The 16,742-nt window shown below is 66.3% G+C and carries 16 protein-coding genes, 1 tRNA gene and 2 pseudogenes; 14 read left to right on the top strand and 5 right to left on the bottom strand.

All coding sequences use genetic code 11. From position 1 onward, the window contains the following. Positions 1-309 (bottom strand): annotated as a pseudogene (locus tag QOJ24_RS08495) (molybdopterin-dependent oxidoreductase); the annotation flags it as partial. Between the two features lie 174 nt (positions 310-483). Between QOJ24_RS08495 and QOJ24_RS08490 the strand changes: the two are divergent. The 3 genes and pseudogenes from QOJ24_RS08490 to QOJ24_RS08480 all read left to right on the top strand — a co-directional run bounded on the left by QOJ24_RS08490 (position 484) and on the right by QOJ24_RS08480 (position 2,438). After that, positions 484-1,332 carry a hypothetical protein gene (locus QOJ24_RS08490; protein WP_526260544.1) on the top strand — a complete coding sequence of 283 codons (849 nt, stop codon included), beginning with the start codon at positions 484-486 and terminating at the stop codon, positions 1,330-1,332. A 33-nt stretch (positions 1,333-1,365) separates the two neighbouring features. Beyond that, positions 1,366-2,112: pseudogene (locus QOJ24_RS08485) on the top strand (alpha/beta fold hydrolase); the annotation flags it as partial. A 95-nt stretch (positions 2,113-2,207) separates the two neighbouring features. Continuing rightward, entirely contained in the window at positions 2,208-2,438 is a 231-nt protein-coding gene (locus QOJ24_RS08480) for an ester cyclase (RefSeq protein ID WP_526260542.1), read from the top strand. A gap of 37 nt (positions 2,439-2,475) precedes the next feature. Here the strand turns inward: QOJ24_RS08480 and QOJ24_RS08475 are convergent. Next, positions 2,476-2,558 (bottom strand) — tRNA-Leu (locus tag QOJ24_RS08475). Between the two features lie 225 nt (positions 2,559-2,783). On the opposite strand from QOJ24_RS08475, the gene QOJ24_RS08470 reads away from it, so the two are divergent. The 7 genes from QOJ24_RS08470 (at position 2,784) to pknB (ending at position 12,507) form a co-directional block, all read left to right on the top strand. After that, positions 2,784-4,256: an FHA domain-containing protein gene (locus QOJ24_RS08470; protein WP_526260543.1), complete on the top strand. Its 1,473-nt coding sequence runs from the start codon at positions 2,784-2,786 to the stop codon at positions 4,254-4,256. Between the two features lie 172 nt (positions 4,257-4,428). Beyond that, positions 4,429-4,896 carry an FHA domain-containing protein FhaB/FipA gene (locus QOJ24_RS08465; protein ID WP_526260541.1) on the top strand — a complete coding sequence of 156 codons (468 nt, stop codon included), beginning with the start codon at positions 4,429-4,431 and terminating at the stop codon, positions 4,894-4,896. 22 nt (positions 4,897-4,918) lie between these two features. Then, a complete protein-coding gene (locus QOJ24_RS08460) occupies positions 4,919-6,442 on the top strand; it encodes a PP2C family protein-serine/threonine phosphatase (protein WP_526260540.1) in 1,524 nt (507 codons plus the stop codon). Further along, the gene (gene rodA / locus QOJ24_RS08455; protein ID WP_526260539.1) at positions 6,439-7,854 is read left to right on the top strand and encodes a peptidoglycan glycosyltransferase RodA; all 1,416 of its coding nucleotides are present in this window, start codon (positions 6,439-6,441) and stop codon (positions 7,852-7,854) included. The genes QOJ24_RS08460 and rodA overlap by 4 nt, the downstream gene beginning before the upstream one ends. Next, entirely contained in the window at positions 7,851-9,326 is a 1,476-nt protein-coding gene (gene pbpA, locus QOJ24_RS08450) for a D,D-transpeptidase PbpA (RefSeq protein ID WP_526260538.1), read from the top strand. The genes rodA and pbpA overlap by 4 nt, the downstream gene beginning before the upstream one ends. Then, positions 9,326-10,633: a protein kinase domain-containing protein gene (locus QOJ24_RS08445; protein ID WP_526260537.1), complete on the top strand. Its 1,308-nt coding sequence runs from the start codon at positions 9,326-9,328 to the stop codon at positions 10,631-10,633. Before pbpA ends, QOJ24_RS08445 begins: the two co-directional genes overlap by 1 nt. Further along, positions 10,630-12,507: a Stk1 family PASTA domain-containing Ser/Thr kinase gene (gene pknB / locus QOJ24_RS08440; RefSeq protein WP_526260536.1), complete on the top strand. Its 1,878-nt coding sequence runs from the start codon at positions 10,630-10,632 to the stop codon at positions 12,505-12,507. Before QOJ24_RS08445 ends, pknB begins: the two co-directional genes overlap by 4 nt. On the opposite strand, the gene QOJ24_RS08435 is transcribed toward pknB, so the two are convergent. Both QOJ24_RS08435 and QOJ24_RS08430 read right to left on the bottom strand, forming a co-directional pair. Continuing rightward, positions 12,485-13,159 (bottom strand): aminodeoxychorismate/anthranilate synthase component II, encoded by a 675-nt coding sequence (locus QOJ24_RS08435; RefSeq protein ID WP_526260535.1) that lies wholly within the window; start codon positions 13,157-13,159, stop codon positions 12,485-12,487. The genes pknB and QOJ24_RS08435 overlap by 23 nt on opposite strands. Positions 13,160-13,179: 20 nt before the next feature. Next, on the bottom strand, positions 13,180-13,950 hold the full coding sequence (locus QOJ24_RS08430; protein WP_526260534.1) for a DUF881 domain-containing protein: 771 nt from the start codon (positions 13,948-13,950) through the stop codon (positions 13,180-13,182). Positions 13,951-14,059: 109 nt separating this feature from the next. Between QOJ24_RS08430 and crgA the strand changes: the two genes are divergently transcribed. Together crgA and QOJ24_RS08420 are read left to right on the top strand one after the other, a co-directional pair. Next, positions 14,060-14,323 carry a cell division protein CrgA gene (gene crgA, locus QOJ24_RS08425; protein ID WP_526260533.1) on the top strand — a complete coding sequence of 88 codons (264 nt, stop codon included), beginning with the start codon at positions 14,060-14,062 and terminating at the stop codon, positions 14,321-14,323. Positions 14,324-14,478: 155 nt separating this feature from the next. After that, entirely contained in the window at positions 14,479-14,895 is a 417-nt protein-coding gene (locus QOJ24_RS08420) for a PH domain-containing protein (RefSeq protein WP_526260532.1), read from the top strand. 8 nt (positions 14,896-14,903) lie between these two features. On the opposite strand, the gene QOJ24_RS08415 is transcribed toward QOJ24_RS08420, so the two are convergent. After that, positions 14,904-15,431, bottom strand: coding sequence for a peptidylprolyl isomerase (locus QOJ24_RS08415; protein WP_526260531.1), 528 nt, complete (start codon positions 15,429-15,431; stop codon positions 14,904-14,906). Between the two features lie 105 nt (positions 15,432-15,536). Between QOJ24_RS08415 and cwsA the strand changes: the two genes are divergently transcribed. Next, complete coding sequence (cwsA, locus tag QOJ24_RS08410; protein ID WP_526260530.1) at positions 15,537-15,971, top strand: cell wall synthesis protein CwsA; 435 nt, start codon at positions 15,537-15,539, stop codon at positions 15,969-15,971. A 97-nt stretch (positions 15,972-16,068) separates the two neighbouring features. After that, positions 16,069-16,605: a nitroreductase family deazaflavin-dependent oxidoreductase gene (locus tag QOJ24_RS08405; protein WP_526260529.1), complete on the top strand. Its 537-nt coding sequence runs from the start codon at positions 16,069-16,071 to the stop codon at positions 16,603-16,605. Positions 16,606-16,742: the final 137 nt, after the last annotated feature.

The following is a 16,742-nucleotide window of genomic DNA, read 5'->3' as shown; positions in this document are numbered from 1 at the left end:
TTACGGGGGCGAGCAGTTCGGTGCAGCGCCGGAACGCGGCGTCCCAGCTGACCTCGTGCCACTGGCCGTCGACCTTGATCATCGGCCGGCGGATCCGATCAGGATCCTCGTGCAGCGCGCCGAGCGTCGCCCCCTTAGGCAGATGTGTCCACGGCTCCAGGTGTCGTCGCGGTTACCCCGGATGCCTGCGACCTTGCCGTCGGAGACCTCAATCTCCAAGCCGCACATGGCCTCACCCAGCGGACAGGTGTACAGGTGCCTGCCGTCTTCGCCGGTCGCGGCCACCGGCTTTGTCACACCCGCGGTCATGGCGTCTCCATTTCGTGTCGCGAAATAGCGTTCCGGGTCGTAATCTCGGCGCAAGCACGGCCAGGAATTCTCTTTCGCGGTTGGCGTGACTGACTGTATCGCCGCCAAGGAGTTGACCGATCTGGTTCTGCACGGTGTGCTGATCGGGTAGCGCGCACGTGAGGAGCACCGAAAATTCTTCGTGACATCCGGGAACTGACGAACGACCCCGAGGCGTACGCCGCCGAACTGAGCAGGCGCTGGGGTGGGCTGCTGAGCTACCGCTACATCGGCCGATTCCACGCGTCGATGGACAACGGGGTTGCCGACGAAACGGTCACGATGCGCCGCGATCTGCGCAATCCGAGCGGCGGCCTGTTGCTGGCGGTGCTGGGCATCGCGTCCCCCGACAGCGGCGGCGTCTCCGACCTCGAGGCGGTTCCCAACCCCGTGATCTGGTCCTGCCAGGTGCTCGATCCCGGGCGCGACGTCAAACGCTTCGAGGTCAGGACCGAGGTGCTCAAGCAGGGACGACAGATGGCCTACAGCCGCTCGCTGATCGTCGACGCCGACATACCGAATCGGGTCCTCGCCCTCACCGAAGGGCAGGGCGTCAGCATCGGCGTTCCTCCTGAAGGCTTGACGAAGATGGAGCACGTCCCGCTCGAGGTGATCGACTCCCCCGACCTGCCTCCGCTGTGGCAGGCGTTCGGCGGTGCCTGCAGGCCTGACGGGCACTGGGTACTGCCGGAGCTCTCGGCCGAGGTGGCCTCGCCCGACGCCGCGCTGCACATCGGGCCGCAGTTCGTCATTCTCGAGACCGCCGCATTCGACGTGGCGTGTGGCGCGGCGGGAACCGACCGACTGCAGGGCACGTCGTCGCACGTGATGTTCCTCGCCCGCGGCAAAGTGGGACCGTTCCGCGTCGAAGCGCAGCCCCTGGTCGGCGCGGACGACGCCGTCGCCGTGCGTGCCCTGCTGCACGACGAGGGCAACGGCGACAAGGCGATCACCGCGGCGTCCTACGTGTTCCGTCACGTATAGGGCGGACGTGTAGCTGCACGCTTTCCATCGAGTTCGCACATGTTCCGCAATCTGATCACGTCGCTGTCCGACAAGTACCATCTGGTGGCGCCCGATCACATCGGCTTCGGGCGGTCGGCGATGCCGTCCCTTGACGAATTCACCTACAGCTTCGATCGCCTCACCGAAATCACCGAAGGGCTCATCGAGCAGCTCGGCCTAGATCACTTCGCCCTCTACATCCACGACTACGGCGCACCCATCGGACTGCGCATCGCCAGTGCACACCCGGACCGCATCGACGCGATCATCACTCAGAGCGGCAATGCCTACTTGGAGGGCTTCACACCGTTCTGGGACGTCCTGTTCGCTCATGCCAAGGATCGCCCGGCCAACGAGAAGGCCGTGCGCGCGTTGTTCACCCTCAAGGCCACCACCTGGCAGTACACCCACGGCGTGCCCGCCGACCGCCTGGACCGTATCGCGCCTGAGGCGTGGCTACTCGACCAAGCCGGACTCGACCGCGAGGGCAACGACGCCGTTCAGCTGCAGCTGTTCTGGGATTACCAGTTCAACTTGGACGGCTACCCGGCGTTTCAGGAATACTTCCGCACCCACCAGCCGCCGCTGCTGGTCACGTGGGGCCGCGATGACGAGATCTTCGGAGTGGCCGGCGCCGAGGCGTTCCGCAGGGACTTCCCGAACGGTGAATTCCACCTGCTCGACGCGGGACACTTCGCCCTCGAGACCCACGGCGAGGAGATCAGCGGGTATGTCCGGGACTTCCTCGGCAGGATCTGAGCGGCCGCGGGCGGGTCGGCACCTTCGCGCGACCGCCTCGAGGAGCTGTACTTGTCCTACCTCGAGGCCTGCAACGAGCACGACCAAGGTCAACGATGCGCCGATGGGTTCGGGCGACGTTGCGGCGCAATTCGCGCCGATATTTGCGGCATTTCCTGACTGGCGTTGGGAGGTACGGAATCTCGCGATCGGGAACCGAGGCGACGGGTCGTCGGGTGACGATCTCGCAGTTCACCATTTATCGCGTCGAAGATCAGAAGTTCGCCGACGTCTGGGATCTCGCCGACATGGATGCAGTGCGCAGGCAGATCGGTTCGCCGGACTAGGCGGCACTGCGGAGCAATTCAATGCGACCGCTCATTGTGGGCGAAGGGGGACTTGAACCCCCACGTCCCGAAGGACACTGGCACCTGAAGCCAGCGCGTCTGCCATTCCGCCACTCGCCCCAACAACCGGGGGAGCTTATCAAACATGGACTCCCGATCCCCAACCGTACCGATCTGGGTCGGAAGGCCCCGCCACCAGCAGCGCGACGATTCTCAGAGTTCTGTTGGTCCCGCATCCGTATGCCGTGCCGATACCATGCAATGTGACAGGTGTGGTTACACGACACGCGGTAACCGCGCATCTGCTCGGAAGTGACCGACAACGGCGATAAGGCAGGCGATGAGATGGGTCTGGTAGACCGCATCGAGCGCAAGCTTGAGTCGACCGTGGGTGACGCCTTTGCGCGCATGTTCGGCGGATCCATTGTGCCGCAAGAGGTCGAGTCCATGCTGCACCGGGAAGCGGACTCCGGCGTGCGGGAGTTGGCGGGCGGCAGGATTTTGGCGCCGAACGAGTACGTCATTACCCTCAGCGGGGCCGACTATCAGAAGGTGAGCGCTGACCCGGACCTCACTTCTGCCACTTTTGCCCGGCACTTGGAGGGTTACATCCATGAGCAGGGGTGGCAAACGTATGGTGATGTGGTCGTTAGGTTCGAGCAGTCAGCGAACCTGCACACCGGACAATTTCGCGCTCGTGGTGTCGTCAACCCCGACTCCACCATTGGCGAAGTCGCCCCAGCACAACCAGACCGCGCGTACACCGCAGAACCAGGAGTACAACCGATGACCGACAACCCGAACTACCGCGGAGGCCAGGGACAGGGGCGGCCCGACGACTACTACGACGACCGCTACCCGCGCCCCGAGGAGCGGGACGGCGGCCAGGACCCCCGCGGCCAGTACCCACCGCCGCCGGAACAGCGCGGCTACCCGCCCCAGCAGGGCGACCCCGGTTACGGCCAGCGACCGGGCTACCCCGAGCAGGGCGGCGGTTACCCCGAGGGGGGCGGCGGCTACCCCGACCAGGGCGGCTACCCGCCGCCGCCGCAGCAGTACGAGCAGCGTCCGCCCGCCGGTTACGGGCCACCGCCGGGTGGCGGCTACCCCGACCAGGGCGGCTACCGGCAGGCTCCGGGCGGTTACCCGCCGCCAGCAGCGCCGGGCGGCGATTACGGGAGCGACTACGGCCGTCCACCGGCCGCCCCGCCCCCGGCCCCGCCGCGACCAGATGACTACGGTCGTCCGCCGGCCGGGTATCCCGACCAAGGCGGCTATCCCGAGCAGGGCGGCGGCTACCCCGACCAGGGCGGCGCCTACCAGGACCCGGGCTACGGCGGCGGCCAGCAGTACGGCCGCCAGGAGTACGGGCAGCCCGACTACGGCCGCTACGGCGAACCGCCTGCTGCGGGCGGATACGCCGACCCCGGCTACGGCGACCCCGCTCCCGCTGGATATGACTACGGCCAACCGCCCGCCGCCCCGGCCGGCGGCTATGGCGGCTACGGGCAGGGCGACTATCCCGCAGGCGGCGCCAACATCACCCTTCAGCTCGACGACGGCAGCGGCCGAACCTATCAGCTGCGCGAGGGTGCCAACGTGATCGGGCGCGGCCAGGACGCTCAGTTCCGGCTGCCCGACACCGGCGTCTCCCGTCGACATCTGGAGATCCGGTGGGACGGCCAGGTCGCCCTGCTGGCCGACCTCAACTCCACCAACGGCACCACCGTGAACAACGCGCCGGTGCAGGAGTGGCAGCTGGCCGACGGCGACGTGATACGACTCGGGCACTCCGAGATCATCGTCCGCGTCCACTGACGGTCACGGCCGGTCACAGCACGAGTACAAGCTGTCTGCTTCCCACTCACACTGTTGGCTGTCCAAGTATCGTGACGTTGCCGAAGTTCGCCGCAGCGAGGAGCGGGGTAGACACTGCACTGGCCGTGTTGTCGGCGCGACCTGACCGAGGCGGGCACGGAGAGGACGTCAGATGCAGGGATTAGTGCTGCAGCTGACGCGTGTCGGATTCCTGCTGCTGCTCTGGCTCTTCATCTGGTCGGTGCTGCGGATTCTTCGCACCGACATCTACGCGCCGACTGGCGCGGTGATGGTCCGGCGCGGGCTTGCCTTGCGCGGGTCGCTGTTGCCCTCGCGACAGAAGCGCCACGTCGCCCGCACCCTGGTGGTGACCGACGGGGCGCTTTCCGGCACCCGCATCACGCTCGGCGGCCAACCGGTGCTGATCGGCCGCGCCGACGACTCCACTCTGGTGCTGACCGACGATTATGCGTCGACGCGGCACGCCCGACTGTCGCAGCGGGGTTCGGAATGGTATGTCGAAGACCTAGGATCGACCAACGGCACATACCTTGACAGGGCGAAGGTGACTACGGCGGTACGGGTTCCATTAGGCACGCCGGTTCGAATCGGCAAGACGGTAATCGAGCTGCGCCCATGACCCTGCGCACGCGAGGAGCAATGTGACCCTCGTTCTTCGTTACGCCGCGCGCAGTGACCGCGGCCTGGTCCGGGCCAACAACGAGGACTCGGTGTACGCCGGCGCACGCCTTCTGGCGTTGGCCGACGGCATGGGCGGACACGCGGCGGGCGAGGTGGCTTCCCAGTTGGTGATCGCGGCGCTGGCCCATCTCGACGACGACGAGCCGGGCGGCGACCTGCTCTCCAAGCTCGACGGCGCGGTCAGGGACGGCAATTCGGCGATCGCCGCGCATGTCGAGGCCGACCCCGAGCTCGAGGGCATGGGCACCACGCTCACCGCAATTCTGTTCGACGGCAACAGACTTGGGCTGGTGCACATCGGCGACTCCCGCGGTTACATGCTGCGCGACGGGGAGCTGGCACAGATCACCAAGGACGACACCTTCGTCCAGACACTCGTCGACGAGGGCCGGATCACCGCAGAGGAGGCGCACAGCCACCCGCAGCGCTCGCTGATCATGCGGGCGCTGACCGGGCACGAAGTCGAACCCACGCTGATCATGCGCGAGGCCCGTGCCGGGGACCGCTACCTGTTGTGTTCTGACGGGCTGTCCGATCCGGTCAGCCACGACACGATCCTCGAGGCCCTGCAGATTTCTGACGTGGCCGAAAGTGCCGACCGGCTCATCGAACTCGCGCTGCGCGGCGGCGGACCCGACAACGTCACCGTGGTCGTCGCCGACGTCATCGACTACGACTACGGTCAGACGCAGCCGATACTCGCCGGTGCGGTGTCCGGCGACGACGATCAGTCCGCCCCGCCGGACACCGCAGCAGGGCGCGCTTCTGCCTTCAACCCGCGTCGCACCGAAGCCAAACGTGTTGTCGCGCAACCGGAAGAGATTCCTCGTCGCCCTCGCTCCCGGCGCAAGATGTTGATCGGCGCCGCCATTCTCATTCTTGTCGTGCTGGCCGGGCTCGCTGTCGGCAGGGAGATTGTTCGCAGCAACTACTACGTCACCCAACACGACGGCACCGTGTCGATCATGCGCGGTGTTCAGGGTTCCTTTCTGGGATACCAACTCCAGGAGCCCTACCTCCTCGGCTGCCTGAACGAGCGCAACGACCTGTCGCTGATCAGCGCCGGGCAGTCCCGCGACAACCTCGACTGCCGCATGCTCAACGTCAACGACATGCGGCCCTCAGAGCGCGCACAGATCATCGCCGGCCTGCCGTCGGGCAGCCTCGACAACGCCATCGGTCAGATCGAGGAACTCGCGCGCAGCTCGATACTCCCCACCTGTCCGACCCGCACCCCACCCCCGCCGACGCCGACCGCTACGCCGCCTCCGCCCGCGCCCGGTCTATCGGAATCACCCAGTCCCGCACCGGAAACGCCGACCGACCCGAACAGCGCGACGCCGGGTCCGACCCGGGGACCGCTTCCCGGGCCGGCCCCCGAAACCCCCACCACCGTCACGGCTCCCCCGTCACCGTCGCCGACAGCCACCGCGTTGCCGCCGCCGCCTTCCCAGCCGGGCAAGACCTGCCGGACCGTGTCATGACGACACAACCCCAGCCTGCCGTCACCGTATTGCCGCCGCTGCCCAACCGGCGCAATGCCGAACTGTCCCTGCTGGGGTTCGCCACCGTCATCACCACCGTGGCCCTGCTCATCGTGGAGGCCAACCAGGAGCAGGGTCTGAGCTGGGACCTGGCCACCTCATCGCTCGCCTTCGTAGCGCTGTTCGGCGCCGCACATCTGACGATCCGGCGCTTCGCGCCCTACGCCGACCCGCTGCTTCTGCCTGTGGTGGCACTGCTGAACGGGTTGGGGCTGGTGATGATTCACCGCCTGGACCTTGCCTCCGGCGACGTCACCGCCGGCGGGCTGCGCGGTCCGAGCGCCAACCAGCAGATGCTGTGGACCCTTGTCGGTGTGATCGCCTTCTCGTTGGTCGTGATCTTCCTGCGCGATCACCGGATGCTGGCCCGCTACGGCTACGTCTGCGGTGCCGTCGGGCTGGTGCTGCTGGCGATCCCCGCTGTCCTGCCGCAGTCTGTCTCGGAGCAGAACGGCGCGAAGATCTGGATTGAGCTGCCCGGCTTCTCGATTCAGCCCGCAGAGTTCTCCAAGATCCTGCTGCTGATCTTTTTCGCCGCTGTGTTGGTGTCCAAGCGCAGCGTGTTCACCAGCGCCGGTAAGCACGTACTCGGAATGGACCTGCCCCGTCCTCGTGACCTGGCGCCTCTGCTCGCGGCATGGATCATGTCGGTCGGCGTGATGATCTTCGAGAAGGATCTCGGCACCTCACTTCTTCTCTACGCGTCGTTCCTCGTACTCGTGTACGTGGCGACCGAGCGGTTCAGCTGGGTGGTCATCGGGCTGGCATTGTTCGCGGCGGGAAGTGTTGCGGCGTATTACCTTTTCGCGCACGTCCAGGTTCGCGTGCAGAACTGGCTCGACCCGTTCTCTGATCCGGACGGCGCCGGCTACCAGATGGTGCAGTCCCTCTTCAGCTTCGCCACCGGCGGGATCTTCGGCACAGGTCTCGGCAACGGTCAGCCCGGCGTGGTGCCCGCGGCGTCAACGGACTTCATCATCGCAGCGATCGGCGAAGAGCTCGGCCTTGTCGGGTTGGCCGGTGTGCTGATGCTGTACACGATCGTGATCGTCCGCGGCCTGCGCACTGCCATCGCGGTGCGCGACAGTTTCGGCAAGCTGCTCGCCGCAGGCCTGGCGTCGACGCTGGCGATCCAGTTGTTCATCGTTGTCGGTGGTGTGACGAAGCTGATCCCGCTGACGGGCCTGACCACTCCGTGGATGTCCTACGGCGGCTCATCGCTGTTGGCCAATTACGTGCTGCTGGCAATCCTGATCCGAATCTCGCACGCCGCGCGCCGTCCGATCGTGACCAGGCCGCCCAACAAGACACCGATCGCGTCGGCGAGCACCGAGGTCATAGAGCGCGTATGAACACCTCGCTGCGCCGGATCTCGGTCATGATCATGGTGTTGATCGTGTTGTTGCTCGCCAACGCCACACTGACACAGGTCTTCACCGCCGACGGGTTGCGTGCGGACCCGCGCAACCAGCGTGTGCTCCTCGACGAGTACTCGCGCCAGCGTGGCCAGATCTCGGCAGGCGGTCAGCTGCTGGCCTACTCCGTGTCGACCGACGGCCGCTTCCGTTTCCTGCGGGTCTATCCGAACCCCTTCACCTACGCCCCTGTCACCGGGTTCTACTCACTGCGGTTCTCGAGCAACGGCCTCGAGCGCGCCGAGGACACCATCCTCAACGGTTCCGACGAACGGTTGTTCGGCCGTCGGCTGGCGGACTTCTTCACCGGTCGCGACCCACGCGGCGGCAATGTGGCGACCACGATCAACCCCCAGGTGCAGCAGGCGGCGTGGGACGCGATGGCGGGCGGCTGCAACGGGCCGTGCACGGGCGCCGTCGTCGCACTGGAACCCTCGACCGGGAAGATCCTGGCGCTGGTCTCGGCCCCTTCGTACGACCCCAACCTGCTGGCCAGCCACGACATCAACGAGCAGGCCGACGCCTGGCAGCGGCTCAGGGACGATCCCGGCAATCCCCTGCTCAACCGGGCGATCTCGGAGACATACCCGCCGGGATCGACGTTCAAGGTCATCACCACGGCCGCCGCACTGCAGACCGGGGCCACCCCGAACAGCCAGTTGCCCTCCGCAGCCCGTATCCCTCTGCCGGACAGCACCGCAACGTTGGAGAACTTCGGCGGCACACCGTGCGGTGGCGGACCTTCGGCCTCGCTGCGGGAGGCGTTCGCGAAGTCGTGCAACACCGCATTCGTCCAACTCGGTATCGACACCGGCGCCGACGCCCTGAAGTCCACCGCGGAGGCATTCGGCCTGGACGACAGTCCGGCGCCGATTCCGATGCAGGTCGCCGAGTCGACCGTCGGCCCGATCAGCGATGGCGCGGCCCTCGGGATGTCGAGCATCGGGCAGAAGGACGTCGCACTGACACCCCTGCAGAACGCGCTGGTGGCCGCAACGATCGCGAACAAAGGGGTCGCGATGCAGCCGTATCTGGTGGACAGCCTCAAGGGGCCCGACCTGTCGAATATCGCGACGACGACCCCGCGCGAACAGCGCCGTGCAGTGTCGGGGCAGGTCGCCGATACACTTACTGACTTGATGGTCGACGCCGAGCAGGTGACGCAGCAGAAGGGAGCCATCGCCGGCGTGCAGATCGCATCCAAGACAGGTACCGCGGAGCACGGGACCGACCCGCGCAACACTCCGCCGCACGCGTGGTACATCGCGTTCGCGCCCGCCCGCGCGCCGAAGGTGGCGGTCGCGGTGCTCGTGGAAAACGGCGGCAACCGACTTTCAGCCACCGGCGGCGCCCTGGCCGCTCCCATCGGGCGAGCGACGATCGCCGCGGCTCTGCGGGAGGGTTCCTGATGAGCCCACGCGTTGGAGTGACACTGTCGGGCCGCTACCGGCTGCAGCGGCTGATCGCCACCGGCGGCATGGGCCAGGTGTGGGAGGCCGTGGACTCGCGGCTGGGCCGTCGGGTTGCGGTGAAGGTGCTCAAGGCCGAGTTCTCATCGGATCCCGAGTTCGTCGAACGGTTCCGCGCCGAGGCGCGCACCGTGGCCATGCTCAACCATCCAGGTATCGCCAGCGTGTACGACTACGGCGAAACCGACATGGACGGCGAGGGCCGCACGGCTTACCTGGTGATGGAGCTGGTCAACGGCGAACCGCTCAACTCGGTGATCAAGCGCACCGGCAGGCTCTCACTGCGGCACGCGCTGGACATGCTGGAGCAGACCGGCCGCGCGCTGCAGGTCGCGCACACCGCGGGCCTGGTTCACCGCGACGTCAAGCCCGGCAACATCCTGATCACCCCGACCGGTCAGGTGAAGCTCACCGACTTCGGCATCGCCAAGGCCGTCGACGCCGCGCCGGTCACCCAGACCGGAATGGTGATGGGCACCGCGCAGTACATCGCGCCCGAACAGGCCCTTGGTCATGACGCGACCGCCGCCAGCGACGTCTACTCGCTGGGAGTCGTTGGCTACGAAGTGGTTTCGGGCAAGCGACCGTTCACCGGTGACGGCGCCCTCACGGTGGCGATGAAGCACATCAAGGAGACGCCCGCACCTCTGCCAAGCGATCTGCCGCCCAACGTGCGCGAGCTGATCGAGATCACGCTGGTGAAGAACCCGGGTATGCGGTACCGCTCCGGCGGACCGTTCGCCGACGCGGTGGCCGCAGTCCGGTCCGGCCGTCGGCCACCGCGGCCCAATGCCGCACCCGCCATCGGGCGTGCCGCCCCGACCGCGGTGGGAACGGCTCCGCCGAGTGCCGCGATGACCGCGCGTGGCCCCGCGACCGCGGCACGCGCGCGGCCCGCGACCGGTGGGTACCGTCCTCCCCCACCGCGTCGGACGTTCTCATCCGGCCAGCGGGCGCTGCTGTGGGCCGCAGGCGTACTCGGAGCGCTGGCGATCGCCATCGCGATCCTGATCGTGCTGAACGCCCAGGACAAGAAGGACCGCGAATCGCCGCCGCCGACGGTCACCGACACCGTCACGCAGACGACGCCGCAAGGGGCTCCGCCGCTGGTCACGGTGCCCGGCTGGACCGACGACGGGTCCATCGGTCATGGTGGAGAACAAATCGGGGTATACCGACTCAACGCGATCGCGCCGTCCGCACCGATGCGGGCGGCGTCCTCGGATCCAGAACAGACATTGGAATGACCACCCCGCAACACCTGTCCGACCGTTACGAAATCGGCGAGATCCTCGGCTTCGGAGGCATGTCCGAGGTCCATCTCGCGCGCGATCTGCGCCTGCACCGAGACGTAGCGGTCAAGGTGCTGCGCGCGGACCTGGCCCGCGACCCGAGCTTCTACCTCCGTTTTCGGCGGGAGGCCCAGAACGCGGCCGCACTGAACCATCCGACGATCGTCGCGGTGTACGACACCGGCGAGGCGGAGACGCCTAACGGGCCGCTTCCCTACATCGTGATGGAGTTCGTCGAGGGCGTCACGCTGCGCGACATCGTGCACACCGATGGCCCGATGGAGTCGCAGCGGGCCATCGAGGTGATCGCCGATGCGTGCCAGGCGCTGAACTTCAGCCATCAGCACGGCATCATCCACCGCGACGTCAAGCCTGCCAACATCATGATCAGCAAGACCGGTGCGGTGAAGGTGATGGACTTCGGCATCGCCCGCGCGCTGTCCGACGCCAACAGCGTCACGCAGACCTCCGCGGTCATCGGCACCGCGCAATACCTGTCGCCCGAGCAGGCCCGCGGCGAAAAGGTCGACGCCCGCTCCGACGTCTACTCACTGGGCTGCGTGCTGTACGAAATCCTCACCGGCGAACCGCCTTTCGTCGGTGATACGCCGGTCGCCGTCGCATACCAACACGTCCGCGAGGATCCGATACCGCCGTCGGTGCGCCATCCCGGCATCTCGCCCGAGCTGGACGCCGTGGTGCTCAAGTCGCTGGCCAAGAACCCCGACAACCGGTACCAGACCGCGGCCGAGATGCGCGCCGATCTGATCCGCGTGCACAGCGGCGAGACACCGGATGCGCCGAAGGTTCTGACCGACGCCGACCGCACCTCATTCATGGCGTCGACGGGTCCGATGCACCAGACGCCCGCGACCGAGCAGCTGCCCACCCACCAACCCGCGAATTACAGGGAACGCGACCGGGGTCCGTCGGTCGGGCGGTGGATCATCGCGGTCGCGGTCCTGGCGGTGCTTACAGTCGTGGTGACGATCGCCATCAACATGATCGGCGGCAACACCCGTGCCGTGCAGGTGCCCGACGTCAGGAATCAAGTGTCCGCCGATGCGGTGGTCGCGCTGCAGAATGCCGGATTCAAGACCCGCACGCAGCAGAAGACCGATTCGAAGATCCAACCGGGCATTGTGATCGACACCGAGCCGCCTGCGGGCACCTCGGTGGACGCCGGCGACGAGATCACCATCAACGTCTCGGTGGGTCCCGAGCAGCGCGAGATTCCCGACGTCGCGACGCTGAGTTACGCCGACGCCGTCAAGAAGCTGACCGACGCCGGCTTCGGACGGTTCAAGCAGAGCCCGTCGGCGTCGACGCCCGAGCTCAAGGACCGCGTGGTCGGCACGCTTCCGCCGGCCAATCAGACCTCGGCGATCACCAACGAGATCACCATCGTCGTCGGATCCGGGCCCGAAGCGAAGCCAGTCCCCGACGTCAAGGACCAGGCTGAGGATTCGGCTCGGCAGATCCTGACCGCATCAGGTTTCACCAACCTCGTCCCGGTTCCCATCGACAACACCGCGCCGTGCGGACAGATCATGGGCACTGATCCGCCTGCGGGCCAGCAGGTTCCGGTCGATACGGCGATCCAGATGCAGCAATCGCGGTGCAACCAGTTCACCATGCCCGATCTGCGAGGACAGTTCTGGACCGACGCGGAGCCGCGACTGCGTGCGCTGGGTTGGACCGGCGGGCTCGACAGGGGCGCCGACGCGCGCGACAGCGGTCAACGGACCAATGCGGTGGTGACTCAGAGTCCGTCGCCGGGCAGCACGGTGACGTTCAGCGCGACTATTACGCTGAGCTTCGCTGCGTAGCCGCGCGCACGGTGTTGGCTACTTCGTCCTCCAGGGTCCGCACCAGCGACTCGGCGGGCGCGCTGCCACAGTAGGCCAGCCAGTTGGCGAGCATCCGGTGTCCACCCTCGGTGAGGATCGACTCGGGATGGAACTGCACTCCGTGGATGGGCAGTTCGGTGTGCCGCACGCCCATGATGACCCCGCCCTCGGTGCGGGCGGTGACCTCGAGCTCCGCGGGCACGGTGTCCGGCAGAATAGTCAGCGAGTGATAGCGCGTCGCGGTGAACGGGTCCGGAAGGCCCTGCAGCACACCGACATTGGCGTGGAAAACGGCGCTCGTCTTACCGTGCAACAACTCCGGGGCCCGGTCGACGGTGCCGCCGAACGCCACCCCGATCGCCTGGTGACCCAGGCACACCCCGAGAAGTGGGGTCGTGGTCGCGGCGCAGGCTTTGACCAACGGGATTGATGCGCCTGCGCGTTCAGGCGTGCCGGGGCCAGGACTGAGCAGCACCCCGTCAAAGTCGTTGGCGACCGCGGTGACGTCGGAGTCGGTGGCGAGACGGTCGTCGTCATTGCGCCACACCTGCGCGTCCACGCCCAGCTGCCCGAGGTACTGGACCAGGTTGAACACGAAGCTGTCGTAATTGTCGACGACCAAGACCTGCATCAGCCCAGGTTACGTGGCGCTCAGTAGCCGATGGGACCCGATGGCTTGGCGAACTGCATCCGCACCGGTTCGGCGTGCCCGACCAGGTCGACCGACGCTCGCGGTTCCTCCGAGTAGCCCAGCCCGAACCGCACCACGTACTGCTTGTAGAGCGTCACCAACGGCGCCGCCGCCAGCGCTGCCTGCATCATTGCAGAGTCGCCCACCGCGGTGATGACGTAGGGCGGGCTGTAGGTGCGTCCGTTGAGCAGAAGCGTGTTGCCGACGCATCGCGGCGCTGACGTGCCGATGATGCGCTGATCCTGCATCTGAATGCCCTCGGCGCCGCCGTTCCACAATGCGTTGAGCACAGCCGAGATGTCCTGTTGATGCACAACCAGATCGTCGGGGGACGCGTCGCGCGGAAATCGGCCGTTGGCGTCGCGCTGGGCGTCGGTGAGGGTGACGACGAGGCCCGGGCCCCCGATCGGATCGAGGCCGGCGTCGGCGGCCAGGGTGTCATTTCGGTGCTGGATCGCGGCGAGCGCGGCGTCGGCACCGGGTGACCCGCCGTGATGGGTGTCGATCTCGGTGACCAGCTCGTCGCGCTGCGTACTGAGCCGGTCCACCGACTGCTGGGCCTCCCTGACCAGGTCCACCAATCGGGGCGCGTCGCTGCGCCTGATCTCGTCTCCGCCGGAGACCCCGTGTGTGGCCGCCAGGAGCAACCCGGCCAGCAGGCAGACGAGAGGTACACCGAACCGCCAGCCGGTGGCTACGCGCGCAAGCTGGGGATCCTTGGACTCCGCCATCCGCCGCTCCCCCGTCGTATTCTCGATCTATGGCCGACCTACGTTAACCTCGTAGGCGATTCCCGCTTCATCGTCGCACCAATGGCGCCGAGTGTTTGTGAAGGTAACCATGCCCAAGTCCAAGGTTCGCAAGAAGAACGATTTTTCCGTCAGCCCGGTCAGCCGCACACCGGTCAAGGTCAAGGCCGGCCCATCGAGCACGTGGTTCGTGGTCTTCTTCCTCGCCCTGATGGTGGTCGGCCTTGCCTGGCTGCTGGTTTTCCAGCTCGCGTCGTCGTCGATTCCGTTCCTGGCCGAACTCGGCCCGTGGAACTACGCGATCGCCTTTGCTTTCATGATCACCGGATTGTTGCTAACTATGCGCTGGCGGTGACGGTCGCATACGTCCTAATGAATTTATTTGGGACTCGGCGCGTTACCCGTTCGGCAACCTGATGGTCACGCAATCACATCGATGTGATTCATCCCCATTGGGGATAGCACTTGTGGATAACCCCATAAACCGGGGTAAAGGGGTGTGGATTACCCGTGCAGCAAACTGAGTGGAGTCCGCCCGCATTCGGGGTCGCAGCGTGCGGCGTACTGGGTCTCTTGATGGCTACCACCGCTGTGACCCTTGTCACAGACGCGCCGGGGCGGGTTCTGACAATCATTGCCGCCACCGGATTGATCTTGTTTGCAGCCCTTTCCTGGCGTGCCCGGCCAAAGCTGGCAATCAGGGACCACGGTCTGATAATTCGCGGACCGCTGCGTGCACACCGGTTCGAGAAGGCGGACATCAAGATCATCCGCATCACCGAATTCCGGCGGATAGCCCGCAAGGTGCGGCTACTCGAGATCGATACAACCGACGAGCAGTTATTCGTCCTGACTCGCTGGGATCTGGGCACCGACCCCCTCGAAGTGCTCGATGCGCTGACCGCGGCGGGGCTCGCAGGCCGCTAGCTCATCCGTTAGGAGACGGTGATCGACTCGATCACCACGGGCTCGGTCGGCCGGTCACTCCGGTCGACGCCCGTCGTCGCGATCGCGTCGACGACCTTCTGCGACTCCTGGTCGACGACCTCTCCGAAAATGGTGTGCTTCCGGTTGAGATGCGGAGTCTTGCCGACGGTGATGAAGAACTGGGAGCCGTTGGTGCCGGGCCCGGCGTTGGCCATCGCCAGCAGGTACGGCTTGTCGAACTGCAGCTCCGGATGGAACTCGTCGTCGAACTGGTAGCCCGGCCCGCCGCGACCTGTTCCGGTGGGATCGCCGCCCTGGATCATGAAGCCGTCGATCACCCGGTGAAACACGGCGCCGTCGTAGAACGGTCCAGAGGTGCCTCCGGTCGCGTTCTCGGTGCTGTAGTCCTTGCTGCCCTGTGCCAGTCCGACGAAGTTCGCGACGGTCTTGGGGGCATGGTTTCCGAACAGTGCGATTTTGATGTCACCACGATTGGTGTGCAGGGTCGCGGTCGCTGTCTGAATGGGGCTCGTCACGGGGAGTCAGTCTGCCACGCGCCGTTGACGCCGAACCGGGCACCGTTGTGTTGCGGTGATGGCAGGGTGGGTGTCAACGGCAATCACAGCGCGAAAGAGGTAGAGATGAGCTCGAAGACGGAGGCTCGACTGAGCCCGGGACAACGGCTGTCGCGCGGGCTGCGCTACACGGCGGTGGGTCCGGTCGACGTCACTCGCGGCACGGTCGGGCTGAGCTGGCAGGGCGCGCACTCCGCGGTCAGCAGCCTTCGTCAGCGTGTCGAGAAGAGCCAGCTCGCCAAGGACCTCGCCAAAGAGTTCGAGGACGCGCAGGTTGCCATCGCAGGCGAGCTCGCCGAAGCGAGGGAGGCGCTCGCGAACCTTCCTCAGGCGATCGCCGAGGCTCGCAAGCCCAAGCGTCGGCCGCGCCCGTTCGTGCTGGCGGCTGCCGGTGTGGCGATGATTGCCGTTGGGGGAGTGGCATTTTCGATCGTTCGCCGATCGATGCAACCCGACCCGTCGCCGCGCCCGCCGAGCGTCGAGGTGACCCCGAAGCCGTAGGGTCGCCCCGCCGCAGTCAGCGCGACTTCTGCGTGGTGGTCGTCGATTTTGTTCATTCGCGACCCCCGTGCAGATTTCGGCGCAATGGTTACGAACTATGGCTGCCGACACGATCAACGGAATCCCTCGCGCCGAATTGCAAGCGCAGGGGATGTGGAAGCGCAATCTCTACTGGGCACTCGGCGGCCCGCTGTTCGCGAGCAAAAAAGGGCTCGCCTTTTGGCGCCGGTTCGCGGCGCCGGTGGAAGCTCCGCTGATGAAGGCGACAGGCGGTCGCGTTCGGCTCAACATCGCGGTCCCGATGGTGGTGCTGACGTCCACCGGAGCACGCAGTAAGCAACAGCGTGAGATTCCACTCGCCTACTTCACCGACGGCGACGACGTAATCCTGATCGCGTCGAACTACGGCGGCGACCGTCACCCCGCCTGGTATCACAACCTGCTCGCTCATCCCGAGTGCGAGTTACGCATCGGACGACGGGGTGGCTCCTTTGTCGCCCGTGAAGTCGACGGCCAGGACCGCGAACGGTTGTACAGGCTCGCTGTGGACCGCCTCGCCAAGGTGTTTGCACTCCATGAGGAGCGCAGTGGCGCCCGCAGGATTCCGGTCTTGCGGCTGACGCCTGCGCCATAGGCATTCGATTTGTGGAGCCTAGGGGATTCGAACCCCTGACTTCTGCCTTGCAAAGGCGAATCATGCTGCTGTTAAACGCTTCACGGCACGATCGAGCTGCCTAACCACATGAGCGTAGTTCACAAAAGTTATCTGTA

The sequence above is a fragment of the Mycobacterium sp. genome (assembly GCF_032159775.1).
Lineage (GTDB): Bacteria > Actinomycetota > Actinomycetes > Mycobacteriales > Mycobacteriaceae > Mycobacterium.
Note: the sequence above shows the minus strand (reverse complement) of the source record. Positions and strands in the feature narration are given on the sequence as shown.